This window comes from Pseudomonas sp. GM79 (assembly GCF_000282495.1).
Classification (GTDB): domain Bacteria; phylum Pseudomonadota; class Gammaproteobacteria; order Pseudomonadales; family Pseudomonadaceae; genus Aquipseudomonas.
This window is the reverse complement of sequence record NZ_AKJE01000120.1, coordinates 1-23,118: the sequence shown is the minus strand read 5'-3', so window position 1 is coordinate 23,118 and position 23,118 is coordinate 1. Positions and strand designations below refer to the sequence as shown.

The following is a 23,118-nucleotide window of genomic DNA, read 5'->3' as shown; positions in this document are numbered from 1 at the left end:
GCTTGCTCCCGCTTGAGTGCGTAGCACTCACAAAAATCGGCAATGGTTGTCAGATTTTTGGGGCCGCTACGCAGCCCAGCGCGAGCAAGCTCGCTCGCCACAAAACGATCAATAACCCTGCGCCCGATCGATCTCCCCGAGCATCGGCTCCCCCCGTTGATGTCGGCGAATATTCTCCAGCAATACCTCAAAGGCGCTATCTGGCTGGGTCATCGCCGCGATGTGCGGTGTCAGCAGAATCTGCGGGTGGTGCCAGAACGGATGATCCGCCGGTGCCGGTTCCTGCTGCAGCACATCCAGCACCGCGCCGCTCAAATGCCCGCTGTCCAACGCCTCGAGCAGATCACCTTCCACCAGATGCCCGCCACGGCCCATGTTGATCAGCGCTGCGCCACGGGGCAGTTGTTCAAACAACCTGCGATCAAGAATGCCCTGGGTCTGTTCGGTCAGCGGCAATACACACAACAGAATGTCGCACTGGCTGAGGAACGCTGGCAGCTGCTGGTTGCCGGCGTAGCAATCGACCCCCGGAATTTGATGGGCACTGCGCGCCCAGCCTGACAAGGCAAAACCCAGCGGTTGCAAGGTTGCCAGAATCTGCTGCGCCTGAGCGCCGAGCCCCATGATCCCGACCCGACGCCTGGCGGCCGGTTGCAGCAAGTGCGCTTGCCAGCAGCGGGCCATTTGTTGCTGGCGATAGCGCAGCATGTCCCGGTGCAGGCTGAGCACGGCAAAACTGGCGTATTCGCACATGCCACGGGTGATGCCGGGGTCCAGCAAGCGCACCACCGGCAAGCTCGCCGGCAGGCGATTGAGGTCGAGTTGATCGACGCCAGCGGACAAGGCAAACAGCACCTGCAGACTGGGCAGCACAACCGCAAGATCGTCGGGTGCCTGCCACGCGGCCAAGTACTGAATGTCCTTCGGGTCGCCGATGTCCGGCCACGCGCGCCATTCGATATCCGGGGCGTGTTCGGCGAACAGCGCTTGCCACTGTTCGCCGCGCACAGGGTCAGCTTTATACAGCAGGGCCATGGGCAATTCCTGAAAGGTGAAGGGGCTGCCCATCATCGCGCAACGCCAACGCAGGATCTGTCGAAAGCAGCGGGTTTAACGCGTTGAGTAACGTTGTATCGACCACGCACCGGCAGATTCGGCGGGCTGAAGGAATCTGCCGTTTGGCGGGGTGAAAACAGTCGATCCGAATTTCTCAGGGGGCAAGTTCGGCGTAGTTCGTTTCGCGCAAGCCTTAACCTGAACACCATCGCAACCACTTCCCGGTTGCCGGACTCACGATGGGAAATGCCATGAACAGCAAAGTCGACGAAACCCCTCATTTGCTCCGTCAGCGCGATCAATTCGTGCCACGTGGCCTGGTTACCGCGCACCCGTTGGTGATCGATCGGGCCCAAGGTTCAGAATTGTGGGACGTGGACGGCAAGCGCTACCTGGACTTTGTCGGCGGTATCGGTGTGCTGAACATCGGTCACAATCACCCGAAGGTGGTCGCGGCGGTGCAGGCGCAGCTGCAAAAAGTCTCTCATGCCTGTTTCCAGGTGGTGGCCTACAAGCCTTATCTCGACCTGGCCCAGCGCCTGTGCGAAATGATCGGTGGCCAGGAATCTTATAAAGCGGCGTTCTTCACGTCCGGCGCCGAAGCGGTGGAAAACGCGGTGAAGATCGCCCGCGCCCACACCAACCGTTCGGCGGTAATTGCCTTTCGCGGCGGATTCCATGGCCGGACCTTGCTTGGCACCACGCTGACTGGCATGAGCCAGCCTTATAAACAGAACTTCGGGCCGTTCGCGCCGGAGGTCTTCCACACCCCGTATCCGAATGCCTATCGCGGTGTCACCAGCGACATGGCGCTCAAGGCGCTGGATGAATTGTTGGCCACTCAAGTGGCGCCCGAGCGGGTCGCGGCGATCATCATCGAACCGGTGCAGGGCGATGGCGGTTTCCTCTCGGCACCGACAGAGTTTCTTCAGGCCCTGCGTGCCCTGACTGCAAAACACGGCATCGTGCTGATCCTCGATGAAATCCAGACCGGTTTCGGTCGTACCGGCAAATGGTTCGGCTTCCAGCACGCCGGCATCCAGCCGGACCTGGTCACCGTGGCCAAGAGCCTGGCCGGTGGCTTGCCGCTGTCCGGTGTGGTCGGCAAGGCCGAGATCATGGACGCGCCATTGCCCGGCGGCCTTGGCGGGACTTATGGTGGTAACGCGCTGTCGTGCGCGGCGGCGCTGGCGGTGATCGAGGCTTATGAGCAAGAGCAGTTGCTGGCCCGTGGCGAAGCCTTGGGCGAGCGCCTGCGTGAAGGGCTGTTGCGCTTGCAGGCCCGTTACCCGCGTATCGGTGACGTGCGCGGCAGCGGCTTCATGCTGGCGATCGAGCTGATCAAGGATGATGACGCGCGCACCCCCGATGCCGACCTCAACCAACGGCTGATCGACGAAGCCCGGGCCGGTGGCCTGCTGGTGATCAAGTGCGGCGTGTACCGCAACGTGCTGCGCTTCCTCGCACCGCTGGTGACCAGCGAAGCACAGGTGGACGAAGCGTTGCAGATTCTCGACGCGGCACTGGCACGAGTCTTGAACTGAGCTCACGCCTGCTCGGGGCGGTGCCACAAGGCATCGCCCGTGAGCATTTATGGAGCATGGATTGATGGAATGCATCATCGGAGGCTTTACACACCATGGGGCTGACTGATTATCGAGCGTTGCTGATCGATTGCGATGAGGTTCTGGTGGATCGCGATTCCGGGGTCTGGACGGCGTTGCAGCCGCTGCTCGACAGCCGTGGCGGTCACCCGGACAAGGCACAGGTGCTGGCCGAGTTCAGTGAAGTGGTGCATGCGCTGTACCCGCGCTTCGGCGAGCTGGGTTTCAGTGGCTTGCTGTGCTTCGCCCACCGTCAATTGGCCGAGCGCTGGGGGCTCAAAGCCAGTTGGGAGGAGGGCATGAGCTTTGCCCGGTCAGTGGCCGGTTGGTCGTTGTTCGAAGACGCACCCGGCGCCATGCTGTACCTGCGCAAGTTCTATCGGCTACTGGTGCATGGCGATCGCGATGCCGAGGATCGGGGCCTGCTGTGCGAGCGCTTGGGGATCATGCCCGACGATTTTATTTCTCTGGCCAGCAATCCGCTGCGGGATCACGATTGGCTGGCGGCCAATGAGCTGGATGTAAAAACCATCCTCCAGGTGACCCGACCTTCCGCCCGGCCACAAGGGGCGGGCGCTGTCTGCCTGATCTGTCGCGGCCGGGGCAAACACCCGACGCCGTGCGCGGCGGATTACTGCATCAACAGCATGGCGGATCTGGTGGCTCAGCATCAGCTGTCTTTACGGCGCTGATTTTGCTAGAAGATTGTCTTACAAACGGCAGTCAAGAGGTACGCAATGGAAGGTTTAGTAAAACTGGACCGGATCGACATCAGCATTCTGGTTGAGCTGCAAAAGGACGGGCGCATGACCAACGTCAGCCTGGCCGATGCCGTGGGCCTGTCGGCCAGCCCCTGCCTGCAACGGGTCAAACGGCTTGAGTCGGCCGGGTACATTTCCAGCTACAAGGCCCATCTGAATCTGGCCAAGATCACCGACTCGGTCACGGTGTTCACCGAAATCACCTTGAGCGACCACAAGCGCGAAGACTTCGCCAAGTTCGAATCCAATATCCGCCTGGTCGATGAAGTACTCGAATGCCACCTGATCAGCGGCGGCTACGATTACCTTGTGCGCTTCATGACCCGCAGCATCCAGCACTATCAAGAAGTGATTGAAAGCCTGTTGGACAAGAACATCGGCATCTCCAAATACTTCAGCTACATCGTCATCAAATCGCCCGTGCTCAAGGACGGCGTGCCGCTGCGCAAATTACTGCGTCACTGAAACTGACTCCGCGAACACATCCGTCGTCCATTCCATGCCCCGGCAGCCTGCCGTCCCCCATGTGGGAGCGGGCTTGCTCGCGAAGGCGGTGTGTCAGGCAACATTTATGTCGACTGACACTCCCTCTTCGCGAGCAAGCCCGCTCCCACAGGTTTTTCGTGTCTGTCGATGAAGTATTTGGGAATGCACCTCGATTGGACATGGGGGCCGCAGAACCTCTCTGCACGCTTCACGCTGGCGCAGGCCGCATAAAGAGCTGTTTACGCGGCAAAAACAGTCTTCATTTACGTAATGAGCAATGAATTCGGGACGAAGCGCAAAATAACCTGCGTTGTAATTGCGTTCAGAGAGAGGGGCAGGTTGTTGCAGGGCTGCAACGATCCATGGAACAACACCAATCGGAGCGCAAAAAAATGCGAATGAGCAACGCAAAAAAAGCACTGTTGGGTTACGGCGTCTTCATGCTGGCGAGCAGCAGCGAGGCGCATCAAATCTGGTACGAGCAGCCACCGGGGCAACCCCTGGCGTTGTACTACGGGGAATATGACAAGAACATGCTGGAAGTCACCCCGGGCGGGATGGACCGGTTCCGGCAACTCAAGGGTTGGTCGATCAGCAACAAATCCCAACCGTTGAGCCTGACCTTGCAGCGCCAGGCGTTTGCGGTGGCGCATCAAACCAAAGCGGATGACTCGCTGCTGGCCCAGGATGCGCATTACCCGATCTTCGACCTTCACGAAGGCGATAAAACCCTGAAGGCCTACTGGACGCCCGCCACCCGTTGGGTCGGCGACTTGCGTGCGCGCACCCCGGAACTGACCCTGGATATCGTGCCCACCGGTGTCGCTGATGCAGGCAAGGCGCAGTTTCAGGTGTTCTATGCGAACAAGCCCCTGGCCGATCAGGACGTGGTGCTGGAAACCGGTTCCGGTGAAGTGTTTACCCGGCGCACCGATGCGACTGGCAAGGTCAGTTTCGAGCTGCCCTGGCAGGGCACCTATGTGGTGGCCGTCGAACACAAGGACCACGTCTCTGGCGAGCGCGTCAACCCGCAGGGCCAGGCCGAAGCCTTTGACGTGAAGAGCTTCAGTTCGACGCTGTCGTTCTATCGGAAGGAAGGTCAGGTACCCTTGCCGCGGGCGCCGTCGCAGCTGCCGGCATCGGAAATTGCCAGGCTGAAAAAACAGGGCTGAGCCAGCGGTAGTCCACTGACCACGACATGAGTGACTGATATGACCCTATCTACAGGTGTGGCAGGGCAGGCGGGAAGTGTTTCCCCTGCGCTTGCTACCAGCGCTGCAAAAACCAATACCCGGATGCTGGCCATCGATGCCTTGCGCGGCTTCGTCATGCTTTTGATGCTCATCGACCACGTGCGGGAAACCTTTCTGCTACACCGCCAGGTCACCGATCCGATCGATGCGCTGAGTGTCACGCCGGACTTGTACTTCACCCGCATGCTCAGCGAGATCTGCGCCCCGGTGTTCATCTTCCTCACCGGTTTGTCGGCCTGGCTCTACAGCCAGAAACACACGGCCAGCGAGACATCGGTGTTCCTGCTCAAGCGCGGGTTGTTCCTGGTGTTTCTGGAGCTCACGTTCGTCTGCTTTGCCTGGAACGCCGAGTTCCCGCCCAAGACGTTGTGGCTGCAAGTGATCTGGTGCATCGGTATCTGCATGATCGTGCTCGCCGGGTTGCTGCACTTCAAGCGCGGTTGGCTGATCGTGCTCGGGGTGGCGATTGTCGCCGGGCACAACCTGCTCGATGGCGTGACCGTGGGGCCGGAGTCGCCGTTCTTCGTACCGTGGTCGATCCTGCATCAGCGGGTGTTCATCGACATCACCGAGTTCACCCGGGCTCGCACCACCTATCCGGTGTTGCCATGGATCGGGGTGATTCTGCTGGGCTGGGTCATCGGGCCATGGTTCGGCAAGGACATGGAACCGGCCGAGCGGATTTCCCGGTTGCTGAAAGTCGGCGTCGGCCTGCTGGTGGCGTTCGTGTTCATCCGTTACCTGAACGTTTACGGCGAGAAGCCGTGGGTGCAAACCGGTGACTCGCTGCGCACGTTCATGAGCTTCATGAGCGCGAAGAAGTACCCGCCGTCGCTGATGTTCCTGATGCCGACCCTCGGCCTGGGGCTGATCCTTCTGGCGTTGTTCGAGAAGGCCCAGGATCGCTGGTCCACCGCGACCCTGGCGATCTACGGCGGTGCGCCGATGTTCTTCTATTTGCTGCACCTGTACGTGCTCAAGGCCATGTACCTGGTGGCCGTCGCGATCTGGGGCGCCAATCAGGGCACCTATTACGGCTTCGATGACCTGCCCATGGTCTGGCTGTGGAGCGTGATTCTCGGGGTGTTGCTGTTCTTCCCTACGCGCTGGTTCGCCAACCTCAAACAGCGCCGTCGCGACATCGCGATTCTCAAATACCTCTGATTGCCCTTCGGTGTCCCCCATTCGGCGGGACACCTTGCAGACCCGCTACGTACGACTGATTTTCCAGGAGTCAAACTGTGAAGACGTTAACCACGCACGCCCTGCTTTTGGCCTTGGGAGGGCAAAGCCTGCTCGCTCAGGCCTCGGAACAAGACAATGCCAAAGGTTTTTTAGAGGACGGCCAATGGAACCTGCTCAACCGCAGCGTCTATGACCGTCGCGATTATGAACACGGCTCGCTCAGCAATGGAGCGCGCAACGCCTATAAACCCCGAGCCCAGCGCAGTGATCTGGCGGAGGAATGGGCTTACGGTCTGATGGCCGATGTGGCTTCGGGTTTCACCACCGGCACCGTAGGCTTTGGGCTGGACGCGCACCTGTACTCCGGCTGGCAACTGGACAGCGGAGGCGGGCGCGCCGGCAAGGCCCGACTGCTGGGCGTGGACAACGAAGGTCACCCCAAAGACGAGTTCAGCCGAGGTGGCGCGGTGGCCAAGCTGCGTTTTTCCTCCACCGAACTACGTTATGGCGAACAGCGAGTGAAAACCCCGGTGTTCGGTTCGTCCGACAGCCGCTTGTTGCCCGAAACCGCCACTGGCTGGCTGCTGACCAGCCGCGAACTGCCCGGCACAACGTTGTATGGCGGGCACTTCAATGAGAGCACCGACCGTAATGCCACCAGCCATGACCAGGGCTTCGTGGTCAATTACTCCAACGGCAAACAGGGCAACAGCTTCGATTTGATCGGCGTGCGTAACACCTCGATTAAAGGGCTCAATGCCAGCCTGTTCAGTGCGGAGTACGACGAGACATGGCGTCAGCACTATCTGGGCGCGGTGTACACGCAACCGTTGGCCGCCGGCCAGGACCTGATCTTCGACCTCAATCTGTATCGAACCCAGGACACCGGCAAAGCCTTGTCCGGCCGTATCGACAACACCACCTGGAGTTTTCTTTCCACCTACAAGGTCGGCTCCCACAGCTTCGGCCTGGGTTACCAAAAGGTCGATGGCGACACACCCTACGACTACGTGACCCGTGGCGCGATCTACCTGAGTAACGCAGTGGCGTTGTCCGACTTCAACGCACCCGAGGAAGCGTCCTGGCAGGCCCGCTACGATCTGAATATGGCCGGCTACGGCGTTCCCGGCCTGACCTTTGGCGCGCTATATGTGCGCGGCAGCGGCATCGACGGCAGTCACATGGACCCGAACGGTGGTTATAAATGGCTGGGTTACGGGCAGGGCGGCAAACATTGGGAACGAGATCTGCAAGCCAAGTACGTGGTGCAGTCGGGACCGGCGAAAAACCTTGGGTTTACCCTGCGCCATGCGGTCCATCGGGGGAATTCGGCGCAGGCCGAGCTGGATGCCGATCAGATTCGTCTGGCGATTGAATACCCGTTGGGTGGGAAGTTCTGAGGCACAGCCTTGTAGCCGCTGCCGAGCTCCTGAGCCTCCCACAAAGGATTTGCTGTGAGCCCGTTTTTTTGCGAACGCCACAGATCCAATGTGGGAGCGGGCTTGCTCGCGAAGAGGCCATAACATTCAGTATCCGTGTTGAATGTAAGTCCGCCTTCGCGAGCAAGCCCGCTCCCACAGGTTCTGCACCTACGAGAGCTACTAGTGAGCGCTATTTGACGGCATAAACCTTGCGCACATATCGCGCACTGCTCCAGGCGCACGGTGCGCCTTGCGGTACGAATACGGTATCGCCGGGGTTGACCGTTATGCTGGTTCCATCCGGTGCCTGCAAGGTCACGCTGCCTTCGAGCAGGTGCATCAGCTCATTGAGTTTGTGCGCTCGACCATGACGGGTGTACGGCGTCGAATCCCAGATACCTACGCGCAGATGAGTGGCGTCATCTTCGAAGGCATTGCGGGAACGGCACTGTGGCGTGGGCCCTATCAGTATTTGTGGTTCCGGTGCCGCCGAAGGGGACAGCATCGCCAATGGGTCGAGCGCGGTCAGCCCCGGCGTCGGTTCGGCAGTGGGGCTGGTGACGGCGCAGAAGGCCCAGCACGTATCGGGTTGTGCCTGAACTCGCAGTGCCGTACCGCGACCGATCACGGCGCTGGCACCGATTCCCAGTTCCAGCGTTTGCTCCCGGGATTGCAGAACGATGTGTCCGGCGTGGACCACGATCACTTCGGTGTGCGGAAAGTCATCGATATCGAGGGCTTCGCTCGTATGAACAATGCCCGCAGATACGCCGTCGGGTCCGATGTAGGCGACCTGGCGACCGTCCATGAACGGATCGATGGAGCTCAAGGGTGCTGTTTTGAAAGGCGTAGAAATACGGCCGCCGTCGGCGCGAGCCAACAGCAGAACGGTAGGTTGAGACATACGGGTGACGCTCCCTGCAAATGGGGTGTAGAAGGTGTTGGATGGCGCTTGTTTCATCGCGCGCCGGGGTCAACCAATGGCTTGGGTGACGAGGGCAAATTGGCGAACGCCGTTGACCGCTTGCGGCGGTGTGCCGAGTGCCATTTGTGCCACGGTGTCGACCTGCTTGAGGCCGGCCAGCTCCAGCCATTCGCCCAAGCCACTGTCCGCTGGAATGTCGATCCGCACGAAGGCGTCCGGCACCTGGGCCAGCAACACGGCGATCAGGTGTTTGGCCTGCTCGGGGGTTTGGGCGATGACCGGGCCGATGCAACGACCGCGGCCGAAGGGACGCAGCAGGGCGAAGGCATGCAATTGACCGTCGCGCTCGATGCCCACTGACTGCTCGACCACCTCGAACAGATCCGTAAGCACCGCCTGGCGGTTCAGCCCGCTGCCAGCGTTGGCCAGTTCCAGTTGACGAGCCTGATCAGCCGCGCGCAGCGGGCGACATTCTTCACCGTCCGCCAGCGCTTCAAGCGCGGGTGCTTGCACCTGGCCTTGATGCTGCTGAACCCGGCCGAATTCGACAAAACCCTGGCTGGCATAAAGCGGGGCGCCGGCGAGGGTGGCATTGAGCATCGGCGTGCATGACTGGCAAGCCTCAAGCGCAAGCTCCATCAACCGGCGACCGATGCCCTTGCCCTGATAGTCATCACTGACGATCACCAGGCCGATGGTCGCGTATTTGCCTTGTGGACAGGCGAACGCGCTGCCGATCAATCGCTCGCCATCGAACACCACGAAGCCTTCGCTGACCCGCTGCAACATCGCCCAGTCTTCCAGGCGATGGGGCCACTTCAACTGCACGGACAAGGCGTGGGCCGAGGGCAGATCGGCGGCAGTCATCGGCCGATAGACATAAGCGGAAGGGTGCGAGGCGGACATGGCGAGTCTCCGTTTTCAGTGTGCGCGATCAACCGGTTTTCCGGCGCTAGGGTGTCTGTATCCCATCTGCGTGAAGGCCTGACAAGGGGGCCGGGAAGATTCGGCAGATTCCTCACGTCGAAGGCGTACAGACCACACTTACTACTTAATTGCCCCATAAGGTCGGCAGCAAATGCTTGGGCTTTTTTTCTACGATGGAGGCCTGAGTTCACGACTCGCCGTCCCTTTTTGGAGTGCTCCATGGATAGCTTCGATCCTCGTCTTATCGCTGTGCGCAGCGCTCACTTTATTGCCGGTCAATACCGCGATGCCCGACCGGGACTGGAAGTGGTTCGCCCTTCGGACGGCCAGGCCTATGCGCAGTTGCCGATCGCCGATGCCGACCTGGTGGATGAGGCGGTCAATGATGCCTGGCAGGCTTTTAATCGCAGCGACTGGGCCAGCCGTCCACCCCGGGAACGGGCGCGGGTCATGCGCCGCTGGGCCGATCTGATCGAAGCCGATGCCGCCGTCCTGGCGCCGTTGGAAGCGGTGGGTTCGACTCGTCCGCATAAAGATGTAATCGCCTGGGATATTCCTTACGTGGCGGAAGGCATTCGTTTTTTTGCCGAACTGGCGGACAAGCACGGCGGCCATGTCGCGGCCACCCAGACTGATCGGCTGGGCATGCAGATCGCCGAACCATACGGCGTGATTGCCGCCATCGCGCCGTGGAATTTCCCGTTGAGCATGGCTTCCTGGAAAGTCGCTCCGGCGCTGGCCGCAGGCAATGCCGTGGTGCTCAAGCCGTCGGAGCTGACGCCGTTCTCCAGCCTGCGCTTCGCCGAGCTGGCGGTGCAGGCAGGTATCCCGGCGGGGATTTTCAACGTGGTGCAGGGCGATGGCCGCATCACCGGCGACGCCTTGTGCCGTCATCCTCGGGTGGGCAAGGTGACCTTCACCGGGTCCACGGCGACCGGGTCGAGCATCATGTCCACCTGCGCGCTGGTGGGGCCGAAACCGGTGACGCTGGAGCTGGGCGGCAAGAGCCCACAACTGGTGTTCGCCGACGTGCCGGACATCGCGCAAACCGCGCGCACCGTGGCGCTGGCCATTACCGGCAACGCCGGGCAAGTGTGCGTGTCCGGTTCGCGGCTGTTGATTGAACGCTCGATCATGGAACCGTTCATTGCGCACTTGCAGGCGTATTTCGAAGAGCTGCGCCCGGGGCCGACCTGGTCGTCCGAGAGCACGCTGTCGCCGATCATTTCCCGGCTGCAGGCCAGCCGCATTGACGGCATCGTCCAGCGCTCGCGCCAGGCCGGGGCCGAAGTGTTGACCGGCGGTGGTTTGTTCGAAGGGCTGGGCGGGGCTTATTACCAACCGACCTTGCTGGCGGGTCTGGACAACCAGAACCCGGCGGTTTGCGAAGAGATCTTCGGCCCGGTGCTGACGGTGCAGGCGTTCGATGATGAAGAACAGGCATTGAGCCTGGCCGCGCACGCCACCTACGGCCTGGCGGCGGGCGTGCACACCGCTGACATCAATCGTGCGTTGCGGCTGGTCAGGCGTCTGGAAGCGGGCACGGTGTGGGTCAACCGTTACGGGCGCAGCAACGATTACATCCTGCCAACCGGCGGCTACAAACGCTCCGGCATCGGCAAGGACCTGGGGCGCGAAGCGTTCGAAGCGAATTTGCGTTTCAAGAGTGTGCTGATCGATATTGTGCAGTAGGGCGATACGCAATCCCTGTGGGAGCGGGCTTGCTCGCGAAAGCGGTGGGTCAGGTGACATCAATATCGACTGTGCCGCCGTCTTCGCGAGCAAGCCCGCTCCCACAGGTTTCGCATTATCAAATTTCGAATCATCGACAAACGGGCGCTTCCTTAGGGAAGCGCCCGTTTTCGTTCAGCCCGGCGCAGGTTCTGCCGTGAATGCGGGCGTTTTTGAGCCTCGCGCGGCCATCAAGGTCCATAAAAGCGCACAAATACGGGGTTTGCCCAAGGCTGGAGCGAGCCGCAAAGTCTGCTGAGGGGGGTGGCTAAAACGGTGGTTTGTATCAAGCAGAGGTCGCTTTTAACGCCATCTGCTGGTTTCACGGTGTTGTAATGACGGTGTGCTGCAGCGTTGCATCGCCGCTCCCGAAACGCAGCGAATGCCTGTCGCGCCATGACCTCAACGAACTTCAGGACCGCACACAATGAGCTTTCTTCGCCCCAAATTCATTACGTTCGACTGCTACGGTACGCTGACCAATTTCCACATGGGCACGATGACTCGCGAACTGTTCGCCGATCGCGTGGTACCCGAGCAGATGGATCAGTTCGTCAAGGATTTCTCCGCCTATCGTCTGGATCAAGTGATGGGTGACTGGCGGCCTTATGATGAAATTCTCAAAACCGCCCTGGCGCGGACCTGCAAGCGTTGGGGCATCGAGTACCGTGACGAAGGTCAGCTGTATTACGACGCCGTGCCGACCTGGGGCCCACACCCGGACGTGCCGGCCGGCCTGTCGAAAATCGCCGACAAGATTCCCCTGGTGATTTTCTCCAACGCCAGCAACAGCCAGATCATGTCCAACGTCGACAAACTCGGCGCACCGTTTCACAAGGTCTTCACCGCCGAACAGGCCCAGGCCTACAAGCCGCGTCTGGCCGCATTCGAGTTCATGCTCGACAACCTCAACTGCGGCCCGGAAGACATCTTGCATGTGTCTTCCAGTTTCCGTTACGACCTGATGCCGGCCCACGACATGAAGATCAAGAACAAGGCCTTCGTCGCCCGTGGCCACGAAGTTCCGGCCAATGCCTTCTATGGCTACCAGCAGATCACCGACATCGGTGGGCTGGCGGCGCTGGTCGGTCTCTGAGTCGAACGGTAACGGCACTCTTCTTGGCATAGGCGGATTAAACATGGGCAGTGAATCCTACTGGCTCGACACCGCACCGGCGTTTACCGGTGCTCAGCCTGGTACGTTGCCCGGGCAGGTCGACGTGGCCATCGTCGGTGGTGGTTTCACCGGCTTGGCGGCGGCTCGGGCATTGGCGTTGAAGGGCGCCAGTGTGGTGGTCCTGGAAGCTGGAAGGGTGATCGGCGAAGCCTCCGGGCGCAACGGCGGCCAGTGTAATACCGGCGTGGCCCAGGACTACGCCGGGCTGAGCGCCAGCCTCGGTGCCGACAAGGCCCGCGCTTATTACCAGGCCTATGAAAGCGCAGTGCAGAGCGTGGTGTCGCTGGTGGAGCAGGAGCAAATCGCCTGCGACCTCAAGCGCAACGGCAAGCTCAAACTGGCGGCCAAACCGATGCACTACGAAGGCCTGGCGCGCACCTGCGAATTGATTCGCCAGGAAGTCGATGCCGAGGTCGAGTTGCTGTCCGCCGAACAGACCCGCGCTGAAGTGAATTCGGCCCAGTTCCATGGCGGCTTGCTGCAGCGCAACGGCGTGCAGATGCACGTCGGGCGCTTCGGTGTGGGGCTGGCCGAGGCGGCGGCGCGTCATGGCGCGTTGATCCATCAAGGCACGCCAGTGACGGACTGGAAAGCCCAGGCCGGCGGCTATCGGGTCAACACCAGCAAGGGGTCGCTGCATGCCGGTCAAGTATTGCTGGCGACCGGCGCCTGTCAGCACGGCGGTTTGGGCTGGTATCGGCGGCGGATCGTGCCGGTCGGCAGTTTCGTGATCGCCACCGAGGTGCTGCCACAGTTCCTGATCGATCAATTGCTGCCCGGTCGGCGAGCCTATGTCACCAGCCGCATGATCGGTAACTACTTTCGCCTGACCCCGGACAACCGCTTGCTGTTCGGTGGCCGTGCGCGGTTTGCGATGTCCGACAGCGTGTCCGACGCCAAGAGCGGCAAGGTGCTGCAAGCGGCGATGGTGCAGATGTTCCCGCAGTTGGCCAACGTCAAGATCGACTACTGCTGGGGCGGACTGGTGGACATGACCTCCGACCGCTTGCCTCGCGCCGGTCAGCACGGCGGGGTTTATCACTCCATGGGCTACAGCGGCCATGGCGTACAGATGTCGGTGCACATGGGTCAGGTGATGGCCGAGGTGATGGCCGGCAAAGTCGAGGCCAACCCCTGGCGCGAACTCGACTGGCCGGCGATTCCCGGGCATTTCGGCAAGCCGTGGTTCTTGCCGTTCGTGGGCGCTTATTACCGCTTCCAGGACTATTTGCATTGAGTTGATGTTGTGGCGTCACCGTCGTTTGCGTTTCCAGGACGCTCCGGTTAACCGCGAGCACTCGAGCCTCATTTTTTCGACAGGTACAACTGATATGACTGACAACAAGATCGACTCCCAACTGATCTCCGGCCAGGAAAGCCTGCGGGTATTCGAAGGCCTCAATCGCGGCATGTCGCGCCGCAACGCCTTGCAGATGCTCGGCGTGGCGGGTGTCGCCGCAGCGGGTGCCGGTAGCCTGTTCGGCGCCGCCGGCAAGCTCTTCGCCGAAGAAGCTGCGACCCCGGGCAAAGGCAAGCCGGGCGGACGGATTCGCGTCGCCGGCATGTCCAGCTCCACCGCCGATACCCTGGACCCGGCCAAGGGCGCGTTGTCCACCGACTACGTGCGTCACTTCATGTTCTACAACGGCCTGACCCGATTCGACAGCCATCTGGTGCCGCAACTGGAACTGGCCGAACGCATCGACAACACCGACGCGACGCTGTGGATCATCACCCTGCGCAAGGACGTGACCTTCCACAATGGCAAGACCCTGAGCGCCGCTGACGTGGTGTACTCGCTGTCGCGCCACAAGGACCCACTGACCGGTTCCAAGGTCATGCCGCTGATGGCGCAGTTCGAAGAGATCAAGGCCACCGGCACCCACGAAGTGCAGATCCGCCTGAGCGCTCCGAACGCCGAACTGCCGTCGATCCTCGCGGTGTCGCACTTGTTGATCGTTCCCGAAGGCACCACCGACTTCAACCAGGGCATCGGCACGGGCCCATTCAAGGTCAAGGAATTCAAACCGGGCGTGCGCTCGATTGCCGCGCGTAACACCGGCTACTGGAAACCGGGCCTGCCGTACCTGGACGAGATCGAATTCATCGCCATTGCCGACGAACCGTCACGGGTCAACGCGCTGCTGTCGGGCGACGTGCACATGATCAACGAGGTCAACCCGCGCTCGACCACGCGGATCAAGGCCAGCGCCAAACACCGGGTCGTCGATGCGCCGTCGGGCAACTACACCGACTTGATCATCCGTCAGGACCAGATGCCGGGTAAAAGCGCCGAATTCACTCAGGCCATGAAGTACCTGCTAGACCGTGAACAGGTCAAATCCGCGGTGTTCCGTGGCTTTGCCGTGGTCGGTAACGACCATCCGATTTCCCCTGGTTCGCGCTATTACAACGCCGACCTGCCGCAGCGGGTCTACGACCCGGAAAAAGCCAAATTCCTGCTCAAGAAGGCTGGCATGGAAAGTATCAGCATGCCGCTGGTGGCATCGCCCGCGGCGACCGGTTCGGTGGACATCGCCGTGCTGTTGCAGCAATCGGCGAAGCAGGCCGGGCTCAAGCTCGACGTCAACCGCCTGCCCAGCGATGGCTACTGGTCCAACCACTGGATGAAGCACCCGCTGAGCTTCGGCAACATCAACCCGCGGCCGAACGCCGACGTGATGTTCTCGCAGTTCTTCCAGTCCAGCGCGCCATGGAACGAGTCGGGCTGGAAGAACGATCAGTTCGACCAGTTGCTGATGCTCGCCCGTGGTGAAACCGACGACGCCAAGCGCAGCAAAATGTACGCCGACATGCAGGCCCTGGTGCACGACCACAGCGGCATCGGTGTGCCGGTGTTCATCAGCAACATCGACGGCGTCGACCAGCGCATCAAGGGCTACGGCAGCAACCCCCTCGGCGGTTTCATGGGCTACATGTTCGCCGAGCAGGTCTGGCTGGATGCCTGATCGGCTGCACAAGCATGTAACGCGGGGATATTGCATGAGGGTAGGGCAATGAATAGCAACACACTGTGGTTGATCGGCCGGCGCCTGGGCGCGGCGGTCGTGACCTTGTTGATCGTATCCATGGTGGTTTTCGCCATTACGGCGGTACTGCCGGGGGACGCGGCGCAACAGGCCCTCGGGCAATTCGCCACGCCGGAACAGGTGGCGGCCTTGCGCCTGAAACTGGGGTTGGATCAACCCGGTGTGGTGCGTTACCTGCATTGGTTGATGAACCTGCTCAGTGGCGACATGGGGCAGTCGGTGTCCAACGCGATGCCGGTCAGCGATTTGATGGCCGGGCGCGTTCCCAACACGCTGATGCTGGCGGCCGTCACGGCGCTGGTGTCGGTGCCGGTGGCGCTGATCCTCGGCATTGGTTCGGCCATGGGCCGGGGCGGGCGCGTCGACAGTTTTCTCAGCTTTGTCACCCTGGCCCTGGTCGCGGTGCCGGAGTTTCTGGTGGCGACCCTGGCGGTGCTGATCTTTGCGGTGAACCTGGGCTGGCTGTCGGCGTTGTCCTATGCCAGCGACATCACCTCACCCCTGCAATTTCTGCGCACCTACGCCTTGCCGGTGATGACGCTGTGCTGCGTGATTGTCGCGCAAATGGCGCGCATGACCCGGGCGGCGGTTATCGATCAACTCGACAGCGCCTACGTGGAAATGGCCCGGCTCAAAGGCGTGAGCCCGATGCGGATCGTACTGCGTCATGCCTTGCCCAATGCCATCGGGCCGATTGCCAATGCCATCGCCCTGAGCTTGTCCTACCTGCTGGGCGGGGTGGTGATCGTCGAGACGATTTTCAACTATCCCGGCATCGCCAGCCTGATGGTCGATGCGGTGACCAACCGCGACATGGCGCTGGTTCAGGCCTGCACCATGCTGTTTTGTACAGCGTACCTGGGGTTGGTGCTGATTGCCGACCTGTGCGCGATTCTTTCCAATCCGAGGCTGAGAAACCAATGAACGATCTCATTGCGAAATCGGCGCCTGCCGGGCCCGAACTGGCGCTGGGCAAAGTCTCCCATGGGCCGTCGTGGCTCGGTCTGGTCGGCGCTGCGATGTGTGTGATGTGGTTGCTGGTGGCCATCTTCGGCCCTTGGCTGGCGCCGCACCCGGTGGGCGAAGTGATCTCCGACAACGTCTTCGACAGCCTAAGCGCGGCTTACCCGTTGGGCACCGATTACCTGGGCCGCGACATGCTCAGCCGGATCCTTGTCGGTGCGCGGTTCACCGTTGGCCTGGCGCTGGTTTCGGCGGTGCTGGCCAGCACACTGGGTACTGGTTGCGCGTTGCTGTCGGTGGTCTCGCCGAAATGGCTGGACGAGGTGATCAGCCGTTTGATGGACGCCTTTATTTCCATCCCGAGCAAGATGCTGGCGCTGATCATGGTCTCGGCTTTCGGCTCCTCGGTGCTGTTGCTGATCTGCACCGCGGTGCTGAGTTTCACTCCGGGCGCGTTCCGCATTGCCCGCAGCATGGCAGTGAACATCGAAGCGCTGGAGTACGTGCAAGTAGCCCGTACCCGCGGCGAGCGTCGGCTGTACATCGCCTGTGTGGAAATCCTGCCGAACATGCTCAACCCGGTGCTGACGGATCTGGGGCTGCGCTTCGGTTTCATCGTGCTGCTGCTCAGTGGCATGAGCTTCCTTGGCCTGGGTGTGCAACCACCGGATGCCGACCTTGGTTCATTGGTGCGCGAGAACATCGGCGGCCTCAATCAGGGCGCACCAGCCATTGTGATTCCGGCGCTGGCCATTGGCACCCTGACCATTGGTGTGAATCTGTTCATAGACCGACTCTCGTCACGGCGTAGTCGACGTGCGGGAGGTCATTGAGATGAGTGATTTGATTCGAGTCGAAGACCTGCGCGTGGTCGCCTGTGGTGAGCGCGGCGAGGTGGAAATCGTCAAGGGCGTGAGTTTCTCCCTGGCCAAAGGTGAAGTGCTGGCGCTGATCGGTGAGTCCGGCTCCGGCAAGACCACCATCGCCCTGGCGCTGCTCGGCTATGCCCGGCGCGGCTGCCGATTGGCGGGCGGGGTGGTGCAGGTCGGCGAACACGACATGCTGGCGTTGAGCGAAAGCGAGCTGCAAGGCCTGCGCGGAAACCGGGTTTCGTACATCGCCCAGAGCGCGGCTGCCGCGTTCAACCCGGCGAAAAAGCTGATCGATCAAGTGGTCGAGGGCGCGCTGATTCATGGTCTGGGCAGCCGGGCGGTGCTGGAAGCCAAGGCCATCGAACTGTTCCGCGACCTGGCCCTGCCGGATCCCGATCACATCGGTCAGCGTTACCCGCATCAGGTGTCCGGTGGGCAGTTGCAACGGGTGATGGCGGCCATGGCGCTGATCAGCGATCCGCTGCTGGTGGTACTCGATGAGCCAACCACCGCCCTCGACGTGACCACTCAGATCGACGTGCTTCGCGCCTTCAAACGCGTGGTGCGTGAGCGTGGCGCGACGGCGGTTTATGTGTCCCACGACTTGGCGGTCGTAGCGCAAATGGCCGATCAGATCGTCGTGCTCAACGGCGGGCAGATCTTCGAACAGAGCGCCACCGCGCCGCTGCTCAAAGCCCCGACCCACGAATACACCCGCAGCCTGTTGCTGGCAGCCCGCCCGGACACGACGATCCGCCCGCCTTGCGGTATCGCCGAAGAAACGCCGCTGCTGACCATCCAGGGCCTGACCGCCGGTTACGGCAACAAGAATATGCAAGGCATGCCGGCAATCCGCGTGCTGGAAGACATCGACCTGACCGTGCGCCGGGGCCAAGCCATCGGGGTGATCGGTGAGTCGGGTTCCGGCAAGTCGACCCTGGCGCGGGTGGTGGCCGGGTTGCTGACGCCCGCATTGGGCGGGCTGACTTTCGATGGTCAGCCACTGGGCGGCAGCTTATCCGAGCGCACTGACGAGCAGTTCCGCCGTATTCAAATGGTGTTTCAGAACGCCGACACCGCGCTCAACCCGATGCACAGCGTTGGCACCATCCTGAGCCGTCCGCTGAAGATGTACTTCGGCCTCAAGGGCGTCGCACTGCGCGAGCGGATTGGCGAACTATTGGACCTGGTGCGCCTGCCGCGAGCCATGGCCGAACGACGCCCGAATGAACTCTCCGGTGGGCAAAAGCAGCGGGTCAACCTGGCGCGGGCCCTGGCGGCGAAGCCGGACCTGATCCTCTGCGACGAGGTGACCTCAGCGCTAGACACCGTGGTCGGCGCGGCGATTCTTGAACTGCTGCGCGATCTGCGCCAGCAACTGGGCGTGTCGTATCTGTTCATCAGCCACGACATCTCCACGGTGCGGGCGCTGTGCGACGACATTGTGGTGATGTACAGCGGCCACAAGGTTCAGGCCGGCGCTCGGCAGTCGTTTGCCCAGGCACCGTTTCATCCCTATACCGACCTGTTGATCCATTCGGTGCCGGAACTGCGTCAGGGCTGGCTGGAGAACTGCGGCACCACTTGCGGCACGCTGCCACCGATCGGCGCCAAGGCCAATGTGCCAGAGCTGTGCACCTTCCTCAGTCGCTGCCCGGTGCGGGTCGACGGACTGTGCAATCGCACCGCGCCGAACCGGCGGATCATCGACGGCGGCAGCGAAATCCTTTGTCATCACGACAGTGCCGAGTTGCTGAAAACTCAGCGGGACCTAACCACCATGAGCCTGGGAGCCTACGCATGAAGGGGCGTTTTGTGAGGCTGGCCGAGCAGGGCCGGCCGACCGTCAAACTGACGGTGGACGGTTCGCCTATCGAGGCATTGCAGGGCGACACGCTGATGGTCGCGTTGCTGACCCAAGGCAACGCGCTGCGCCAATCGGAATTCGATTCGGGCCGTCGCGCCGGATTCTGCCTGATGGGCGCCTGCCAGGATTGCTGGGTCTGGACCCGCAGCGGCGAACGCCTGCGTGCCTGCTCCAATGAAGTCCGCGAAGGGCTGGACATCGTCACCACACAACCGGAGGCGATATGGCCACTGCACGGCTGAGCACTCATCGGGTCGTTATCGTCGGCGCCGGGCCGGCCGGCATTCGTTGTGCTGAAACACTGTTGGCGGCGGGCCTCAAACCGATCCTGATCGACGAGAATCGCCGGGATGGCGGGCAGATCTACCGTCGCCAGCCCGAAGGGTTTACCCGGGATTACGTCACCTTGTATGGCACCGAAGCCGCCAAGGCCAAGGATTTGCATCAGAGCTTCGACCGTTTGCGCGGGCAGATCGACTACCGCCCAGACACCCTTGTGTGGAACCTGACGCCGGGGCAATTGTGCTGCGTCAGCCAGGGCAAGCACTCGATGGTGGATTACGACGAACTGATCCTGTGCACCGGCGCCACCGACCGCTTGATGCCGATTGAAGGTTGGCAGTTGGCGGGCACTTACAGCCTCGGCGGGGCGCAGATCGCACTGAAATCCCAGGCGGTTTCCATTGGCCACCGCGTGGTGTTCATGGGCAGCGGCCCGTTGCTGTATCTGGTCGCCAGCCAATACGTCAAGGCCGGGGCCACGGTCGCGGCGGTACTCGACACTTCGCCGCTGAGCAAACGCATCGGCGCCTTGCCCAAGTTGTTGGCGCGCCCGGGATTGCTGTTCACCGGGATGAAACTGCTCGCGCAGCTGTACCGGGCGAAGATCCCGCTGCACTTGGGGATCAAACCCCTGCAAGTACTGGGTGACGCCGCCAGTGGGGTCAGTGGCGTGCGGATCAGCACGGCAAAAGGCGAAACCCTGACGATCGATTGTGATGCCATTGCCCTGGGTTATCACTTGCGCCCGGAAACCCAATTGGCCGATCTGGCTGGTTGCCGTATGCGCTTCGACGAGGCTTCCAGCCAATGGTGGCTGGCTGTCGATGAAGCGGGCCGCACCTCGGTCAACGGTGTGTATGCCGCCGGTGATGGTTCGAAGATTCGCGGCGCCGATGCCGCCGAGCACGCCGGGCGACTGGTGGCGATGGCGTTGCTGGAAGATTTGCAGCAACCGGTGAACATCGGGTTGCGTGACGAACAACGGCACGCGCTGGCGGTGATGGATGAGTTTCGCCTCGGCCTGGCCCAGGCGTTCCCATGGCCTGCGGCGCAAGCCAAAGCCTTGCCGGATTCAGCCATCGTCTGCCGCTGCGAGATGATCAGCGCCGGAGAGTTGCGCCGCACCGTCAGCGAGAAGGGCGCCTGTGAAGTCAATCGGGCCAAGGCTTTCAGCCGAGTCGGCATGGGCCGCTGTCAGGGCCGTTATTGTTCCCAGGCCGGGGCCGAAGTCATTGCCGCCGCTGCGGGCGTCAGCGTGCAACAGGTCGGCCGGCAGCGCGGTCAAGCGCCGGTGAAACCCCTTTCGATGCTCACCGAGGAGGTGTCGCCATGACGCTACAAAAAGCCGATGTGGTGATTGTCGGCGGCGGCCTGATGGGCTCGGCGGCGGCGTTTTTCCTGCGCCAGCGCGGGCAGTCGGTGATTCTGCTGGAACGCGACCAGATCGGTCAGTACGCCAGTGGGGTGAACTTCGGCAACGTCCGGCGTCAGGGGCGCTTCCTCGGGCAACTGGAATTGGCCAACCGTTCCTGGGCGCTGTGGAAACGTCTGCCGGAACTGATCGATGACGACCTGGAATTCATCGCCAGCGGGCACATGCGCGTGTGTTATCGCGAAGACGAAATCCCTGAGCTTGAAGCCTACGCGGCAGCGCCCGAAGCTGCTCAGCTGGACTTGAAAGTCTATCGCGGCGCCGAGCTGCACCAGCGTTTCCCATTCCTCGGGTCGGAGGTGAAGGGCGGCTCTTACGCCCCCCACGATGGCCATGCCAATCCACGTCTGGCGGCACCGGCATTTGCCCGGGCGGCACGCCGCCTCGGTGCGCGGATTGAAGAACAGACCGAAGTCGCCGACGTGCAGAAGGTCGGCGGCGAGTTCACGGTGACCACCACCGATGGCCGTCAGTTCAGCGCCGAGCGTTTGCTGATCACGGCCGGCGCCTGGGGTCAGAAGCTCTCGGCGCAGTTCGGCGAGCCGGTGCCGCTGGACACCCACGGCCCGCAAATGGCCGTGACCGAACCGGTGCCTTACGCCTTGCCGACGGTGATTGGCGTGTACACCAAGATTCCCGAAGAAGTGATCTACTTCCGACAGATCCCGCGCGGCAACATCATCATCGGCGGCGGTTACCGGAGCAAACCGGACATGCTCAACCGCCGCGCCTATGTCGAGCCGCGCAGCATTCTCAATCAGATGGAGCAGATGCGTCGCCTGCTGCCGGGTGTTGGCAACCTGAACATCATTCGTGTGTGGAGCGGCATCGAAGGCTACCTGCCCGATTCCCTGCCGGTGATGGGGCCGAGCGGCAACGTTGACGGCTTGTACTACGCGTTCGGCTTCTGTGGCCACGGCTTCCAGCTCGGCCCCGGCGTCGGCGACGTGATGGCTGAACTGATCAGCACCGGCAGCACGAGTACCTCGATCGAGCCGTTCTCCATCCGTCGGTTCGCCCCTTCAGCCGAGCAACGGACAACTGAGCAAAGGAGCAGGGCCTCATGAAACCCCGTGTACTGGAGATTCTCAAACGCCTGATGGCCTTCGACACCGTGTCGTCGGAGTCGAACATGGCCCTGATCGAGTACGTGCGCGACCTGTTGCTGAGCAAGGGCATCGAGTCGCTGATCGTCCAGGACGAAACAGGCAAAAAGGCCAACCTGTTCGCCAGCACCGGCCCCAAGGAATTGCCGGGGATTTTGCTCTCCGGGCACACCGACGTAGTGCCGGCTGCGGGGCAGGCCTGGACCTTTCCAGCGTTTCAGGCGACGGTGCAGGACGGCCGGATTTACGGCCGTGGCAGTTGCGACATGAAGGGGTTTATCGCGTTGGCCATCGACGCCATGCTCGATGCCGCCGACCATTCCTTGAGCCGACCGCTTCAAATCGCCCTGTCCCATGACGAAGAAACCGGTTGTGTGGGGGTGCGACGTTTGCTCGACGTGCTGCACCTGGCGTCGGTGCGGCCGTTTTTGTGCCTGATCGGTGAGCCGACCAACATGCAGTTCGTGCTGGGGCACAAGGGCAAGGGCTCTTATCGCACTTACTGCCGTGGCTTGGAAGCCCATTCCTCCCTGGCACCGCGTTCGGTCAATGCGATTCACGTCGCCTGCGATTTCATCGCGGCACTGCGTCAGAGCCAGCAGCAACTGCAAGCGCAGGGCGCGCAGGATGCCGACTACGACGTGCCCTACAGCACCGTGCATGTCGGGCAGATTGTCGGCGGCAAGGCGCTGAACATCGTGCCGAACCTGTGCACCCTGGATTTCGAGGTGCGTAACTTGCCGGCGGACAATCTGGATCAGTTCCTGGAACAGATGCGCGAGCGTGCCGAAGTGATCGTGCGCGAGGCCAAAAAACTGTCCAGTGTCGCAGCGATCGAAATTGAAACGGTCAACGTCTATCCGGGCCTCGATACTCACCCAAGCGTCGAAGCGGTGCGCTTCCTGAAAAACTTCGCCGCCCCGGATACCGGTACCGCCAAAGTCTCGTTCGGCACCGAGGGCGGGTTGTTCAAACAGCGTCTCGACGTACCGGTAGTAGTCTGCGGCCCGGGCTCGATCG

General features: G+C 61.8%; 20 protein-coding genes. 17 read left to right on the top strand and 3 right to left on the bottom strand.

What is annotated here, in order from left to right; genetic code table 11:
* Nucleotides 1–108: 108 nt before the first annotated feature.
* Nucleotides 109–1,035 carry a 2-hydroxyacid dehydrogenase gene (locus PMI36_RS00295; RefSeq protein WP_008076620.1) on the bottom strand — a complete coding sequence of 309 codons (927 nt, stop codon included), beginning with the start codon at nucleotides 1,033–1,035 and terminating at the stop codon, nucleotides 109–111.
* 272 nt (nucleotides 1,036–1,307) lie between these two features.
* Between PMI36_RS00295 and gabT the strand changes: the two genes are divergently transcribed.
* The 6 genes from gabT to PMI36_RS00325 all read left to right on the top strand — a co-directional run bounded on the left by gabT (nucleotide 1,308) and on the right by PMI36_RS00325 (nucleotide 7,745).
* Nucleotides 1,308–2,600, top strand: a complete 1,293-nt coding sequence (gabT, locus tag PMI36_RS00300; RefSeq protein ID WP_032830786.1) for a 4-aminobutyrate--2-oxoglutarate transaminase — start codon at nucleotides 1,308–1,310, stop codon at nucleotides 2,598–2,600.
* Between the two features lie 95 nt (nucleotides 2,601–2,695).
* Nucleotides 2,696–3,352, top strand: a complete 657-nt coding sequence (locus PMI36_RS00305) for an HAD family hydrolase (RefSeq protein ID WP_008076616.1) — start codon at nucleotides 2,696–2,698, stop codon at nucleotides 3,350–3,352.
* Between the two features lie 45 nt (nucleotides 3,353–3,397).
* The gene (locus PMI36_RS00310; protein WP_008055821.1) at nucleotides 3,398–3,886 is read left to right on the top strand and encodes an Lrp/AsnC family transcriptional regulator; all 489 of its coding nucleotides are present in this window, start codon (nucleotides 3,398–3,400) and stop codon (nucleotides 3,884–3,886) included.
* A gap of 419 nt (nucleotides 3,887–4,305) precedes the next feature.
* Entirely contained in the window at nucleotides 4,306–5,079 is a 774-nt protein-coding gene (locus PMI36_RS00315; protein WP_238543609.1) for a DUF4198 domain-containing protein, read from the top strand.
* Nucleotides 5,080–5,118: 39 nt separating this feature from the next.
* Nucleotides 5,119–6,324 (top strand): DUF1624 domain-containing protein, encoded by a 1,206-nt coding sequence (locus PMI36_RS00320; RefSeq protein WP_008076612.1) that lies wholly within the window; start codon nucleotides 5,119–5,121, stop codon nucleotides 6,322–6,324.
* Nucleotides 6,325–6,401: 77 nt separating this feature from the next.
* Nucleotides 6,402–7,745, top strand: coding sequence for an OprD family porin (locus tag PMI36_RS00325; RefSeq protein WP_008076611.1), 1,344 nt, complete (start codon nucleotides 6,402–6,404; stop codon nucleotides 7,743–7,745).
* 211 nt (nucleotides 7,746–7,956) lie between these two features.
* On the opposite strand, the gene PMI36_RS00330 is transcribed toward PMI36_RS00325, so the two are convergent.
* Nucleotides 7,957–8,670, bottom strand: a complete 714-nt coding sequence (locus PMI36_RS00330) for a cupin domain-containing protein (RefSeq protein WP_008076608.1) — start codon at nucleotides 8,668–8,670, stop codon at nucleotides 7,957–7,959.
* Nucleotides 8,671–8,739: 69 nt separating this feature from the next.
* On the bottom strand, nucleotides 8,740–9,597 hold the full coding sequence (locus tag PMI36_RS00335; protein ID WP_008076606.1) for a GNAT family N-acetyltransferase: 858 nt from the start codon (nucleotides 9,595–9,597) through the stop codon (nucleotides 8,740–8,742).
* Between the two features lie 240 nt (nucleotides 9,598–9,837).
* On the opposite strand from PMI36_RS00335, the gene PMI36_RS00340 reads away from it, so the two are divergent.
* The 11 genes from PMI36_RS00340 to argE all read left to right on the top strand — a co-directional run.
* Nucleotides 9,838–11,310, top strand: a complete 1,473-nt coding sequence (locus PMI36_RS00340) for an aldehyde dehydrogenase family protein (RefSeq protein WP_008076605.1) — start codon at nucleotides 9,838–9,840, stop codon at nucleotides 11,308–11,310.
* Nucleotides 11,311–11,776: 466 nt separating this feature from the next.
* The gene (locus PMI36_RS00345; RefSeq protein ID WP_008076604.1) at nucleotides 11,777–12,445 is read left to right on the top strand and encodes a haloacid dehalogenase type II; all 669 of its coding nucleotides are present in this window, start codon (nucleotides 11,777–11,779) and stop codon (nucleotides 12,443–12,445) included.
* Nucleotides 12,446–12,488: 43 nt separating this feature from the next.
* Complete coding sequence (locus tag PMI36_RS00350) at nucleotides 12,489–13,763, top strand: NAD(P)/FAD-dependent oxidoreductase (RefSeq protein ID WP_008076603.1); 1,275 nt, start codon at nucleotides 12,489–12,491, stop codon at nucleotides 13,761–13,763.
* Nucleotides 13,764–13,857: 94 nt separating this feature from the next.
* Nucleotides 13,858–15,495, top strand: coding sequence for an ABC transporter substrate-binding protein (locus PMI36_RS00355; RefSeq protein ID WP_008076602.1), 1,638 nt, complete (start codon nucleotides 13,858–13,860; stop codon nucleotides 15,493–15,495).
* A gap of 48 nt (nucleotides 15,496–15,543) precedes the next feature.
* A complete protein-coding gene (locus PMI36_RS00360; RefSeq protein WP_008076601.1) occupies nucleotides 15,544–16,500 on the top strand; it encodes an ABC transporter permease in 957 nt (318 codons plus the stop codon).
* Nucleotides 16,497–17,372, top strand: coding sequence for an ABC transporter permease (locus PMI36_RS00365; protein ID WP_008076600.1), 876 nt, complete (start codon nucleotides 16,497–16,499; stop codon nucleotides 17,370–17,372). Before PMI36_RS00360 ends, PMI36_RS00365 begins: the two co-directional genes overlap by 4 nt.
* A 1-nt stretch (nucleotide 17,373) precedes the next feature.
* Nucleotides 17,374–19,215, top strand: coding sequence for an ABC transporter ATP-binding protein (locus PMI36_RS00370; RefSeq protein ID WP_008076599.1), 1,842 nt, complete (start codon nucleotides 17,374–17,376; stop codon nucleotides 19,213–19,215).
* Complete coding sequence (locus tag PMI36_RS00375; protein WP_008076598.1) at nucleotides 19,212–19,520, top strand: (2Fe-2S)-binding protein; 309 nt, start codon at nucleotides 19,212–19,214, stop codon at nucleotides 19,518–19,520. Before PMI36_RS00370 ends, PMI36_RS00375 begins: the two co-directional genes overlap by 4 nt.
* Nucleotides 19,502–20,893 carry an FAD/NAD(P)-dependent oxidoreductase gene (locus PMI36_RS00380; protein WP_008076597.1) on the top strand — a complete coding sequence of 464 codons (1,392 nt, stop codon included), beginning with the start codon at nucleotides 19,502–19,504 and terminating at the stop codon, nucleotides 20,891–20,893. Before PMI36_RS00375 ends, PMI36_RS00380 begins: the two co-directional genes overlap by 19 nt.
* Nucleotides 20,890–22,059 (top strand): NAD(P)/FAD-dependent oxidoreductase, encoded by a 1,170-nt coding sequence (locus PMI36_RS00385; protein WP_008076595.1) that lies wholly within the window; start codon nucleotides 20,890–20,892, stop codon nucleotides 22,057–22,059. The genes PMI36_RS00380 and PMI36_RS00385 overlap by 4 nt, the downstream gene beginning before the upstream one ends.
* On the top strand, nucleotides 22,056–23,118 hold a 1,063-nt coding region (gene argE, locus PMI36_RS00390; protein ID WP_008076594.1), incomplete at its 3' end, for an acetylornithine deacetylase. The genes PMI36_RS00385 and argE, both read left to right, overlap by 4 nt.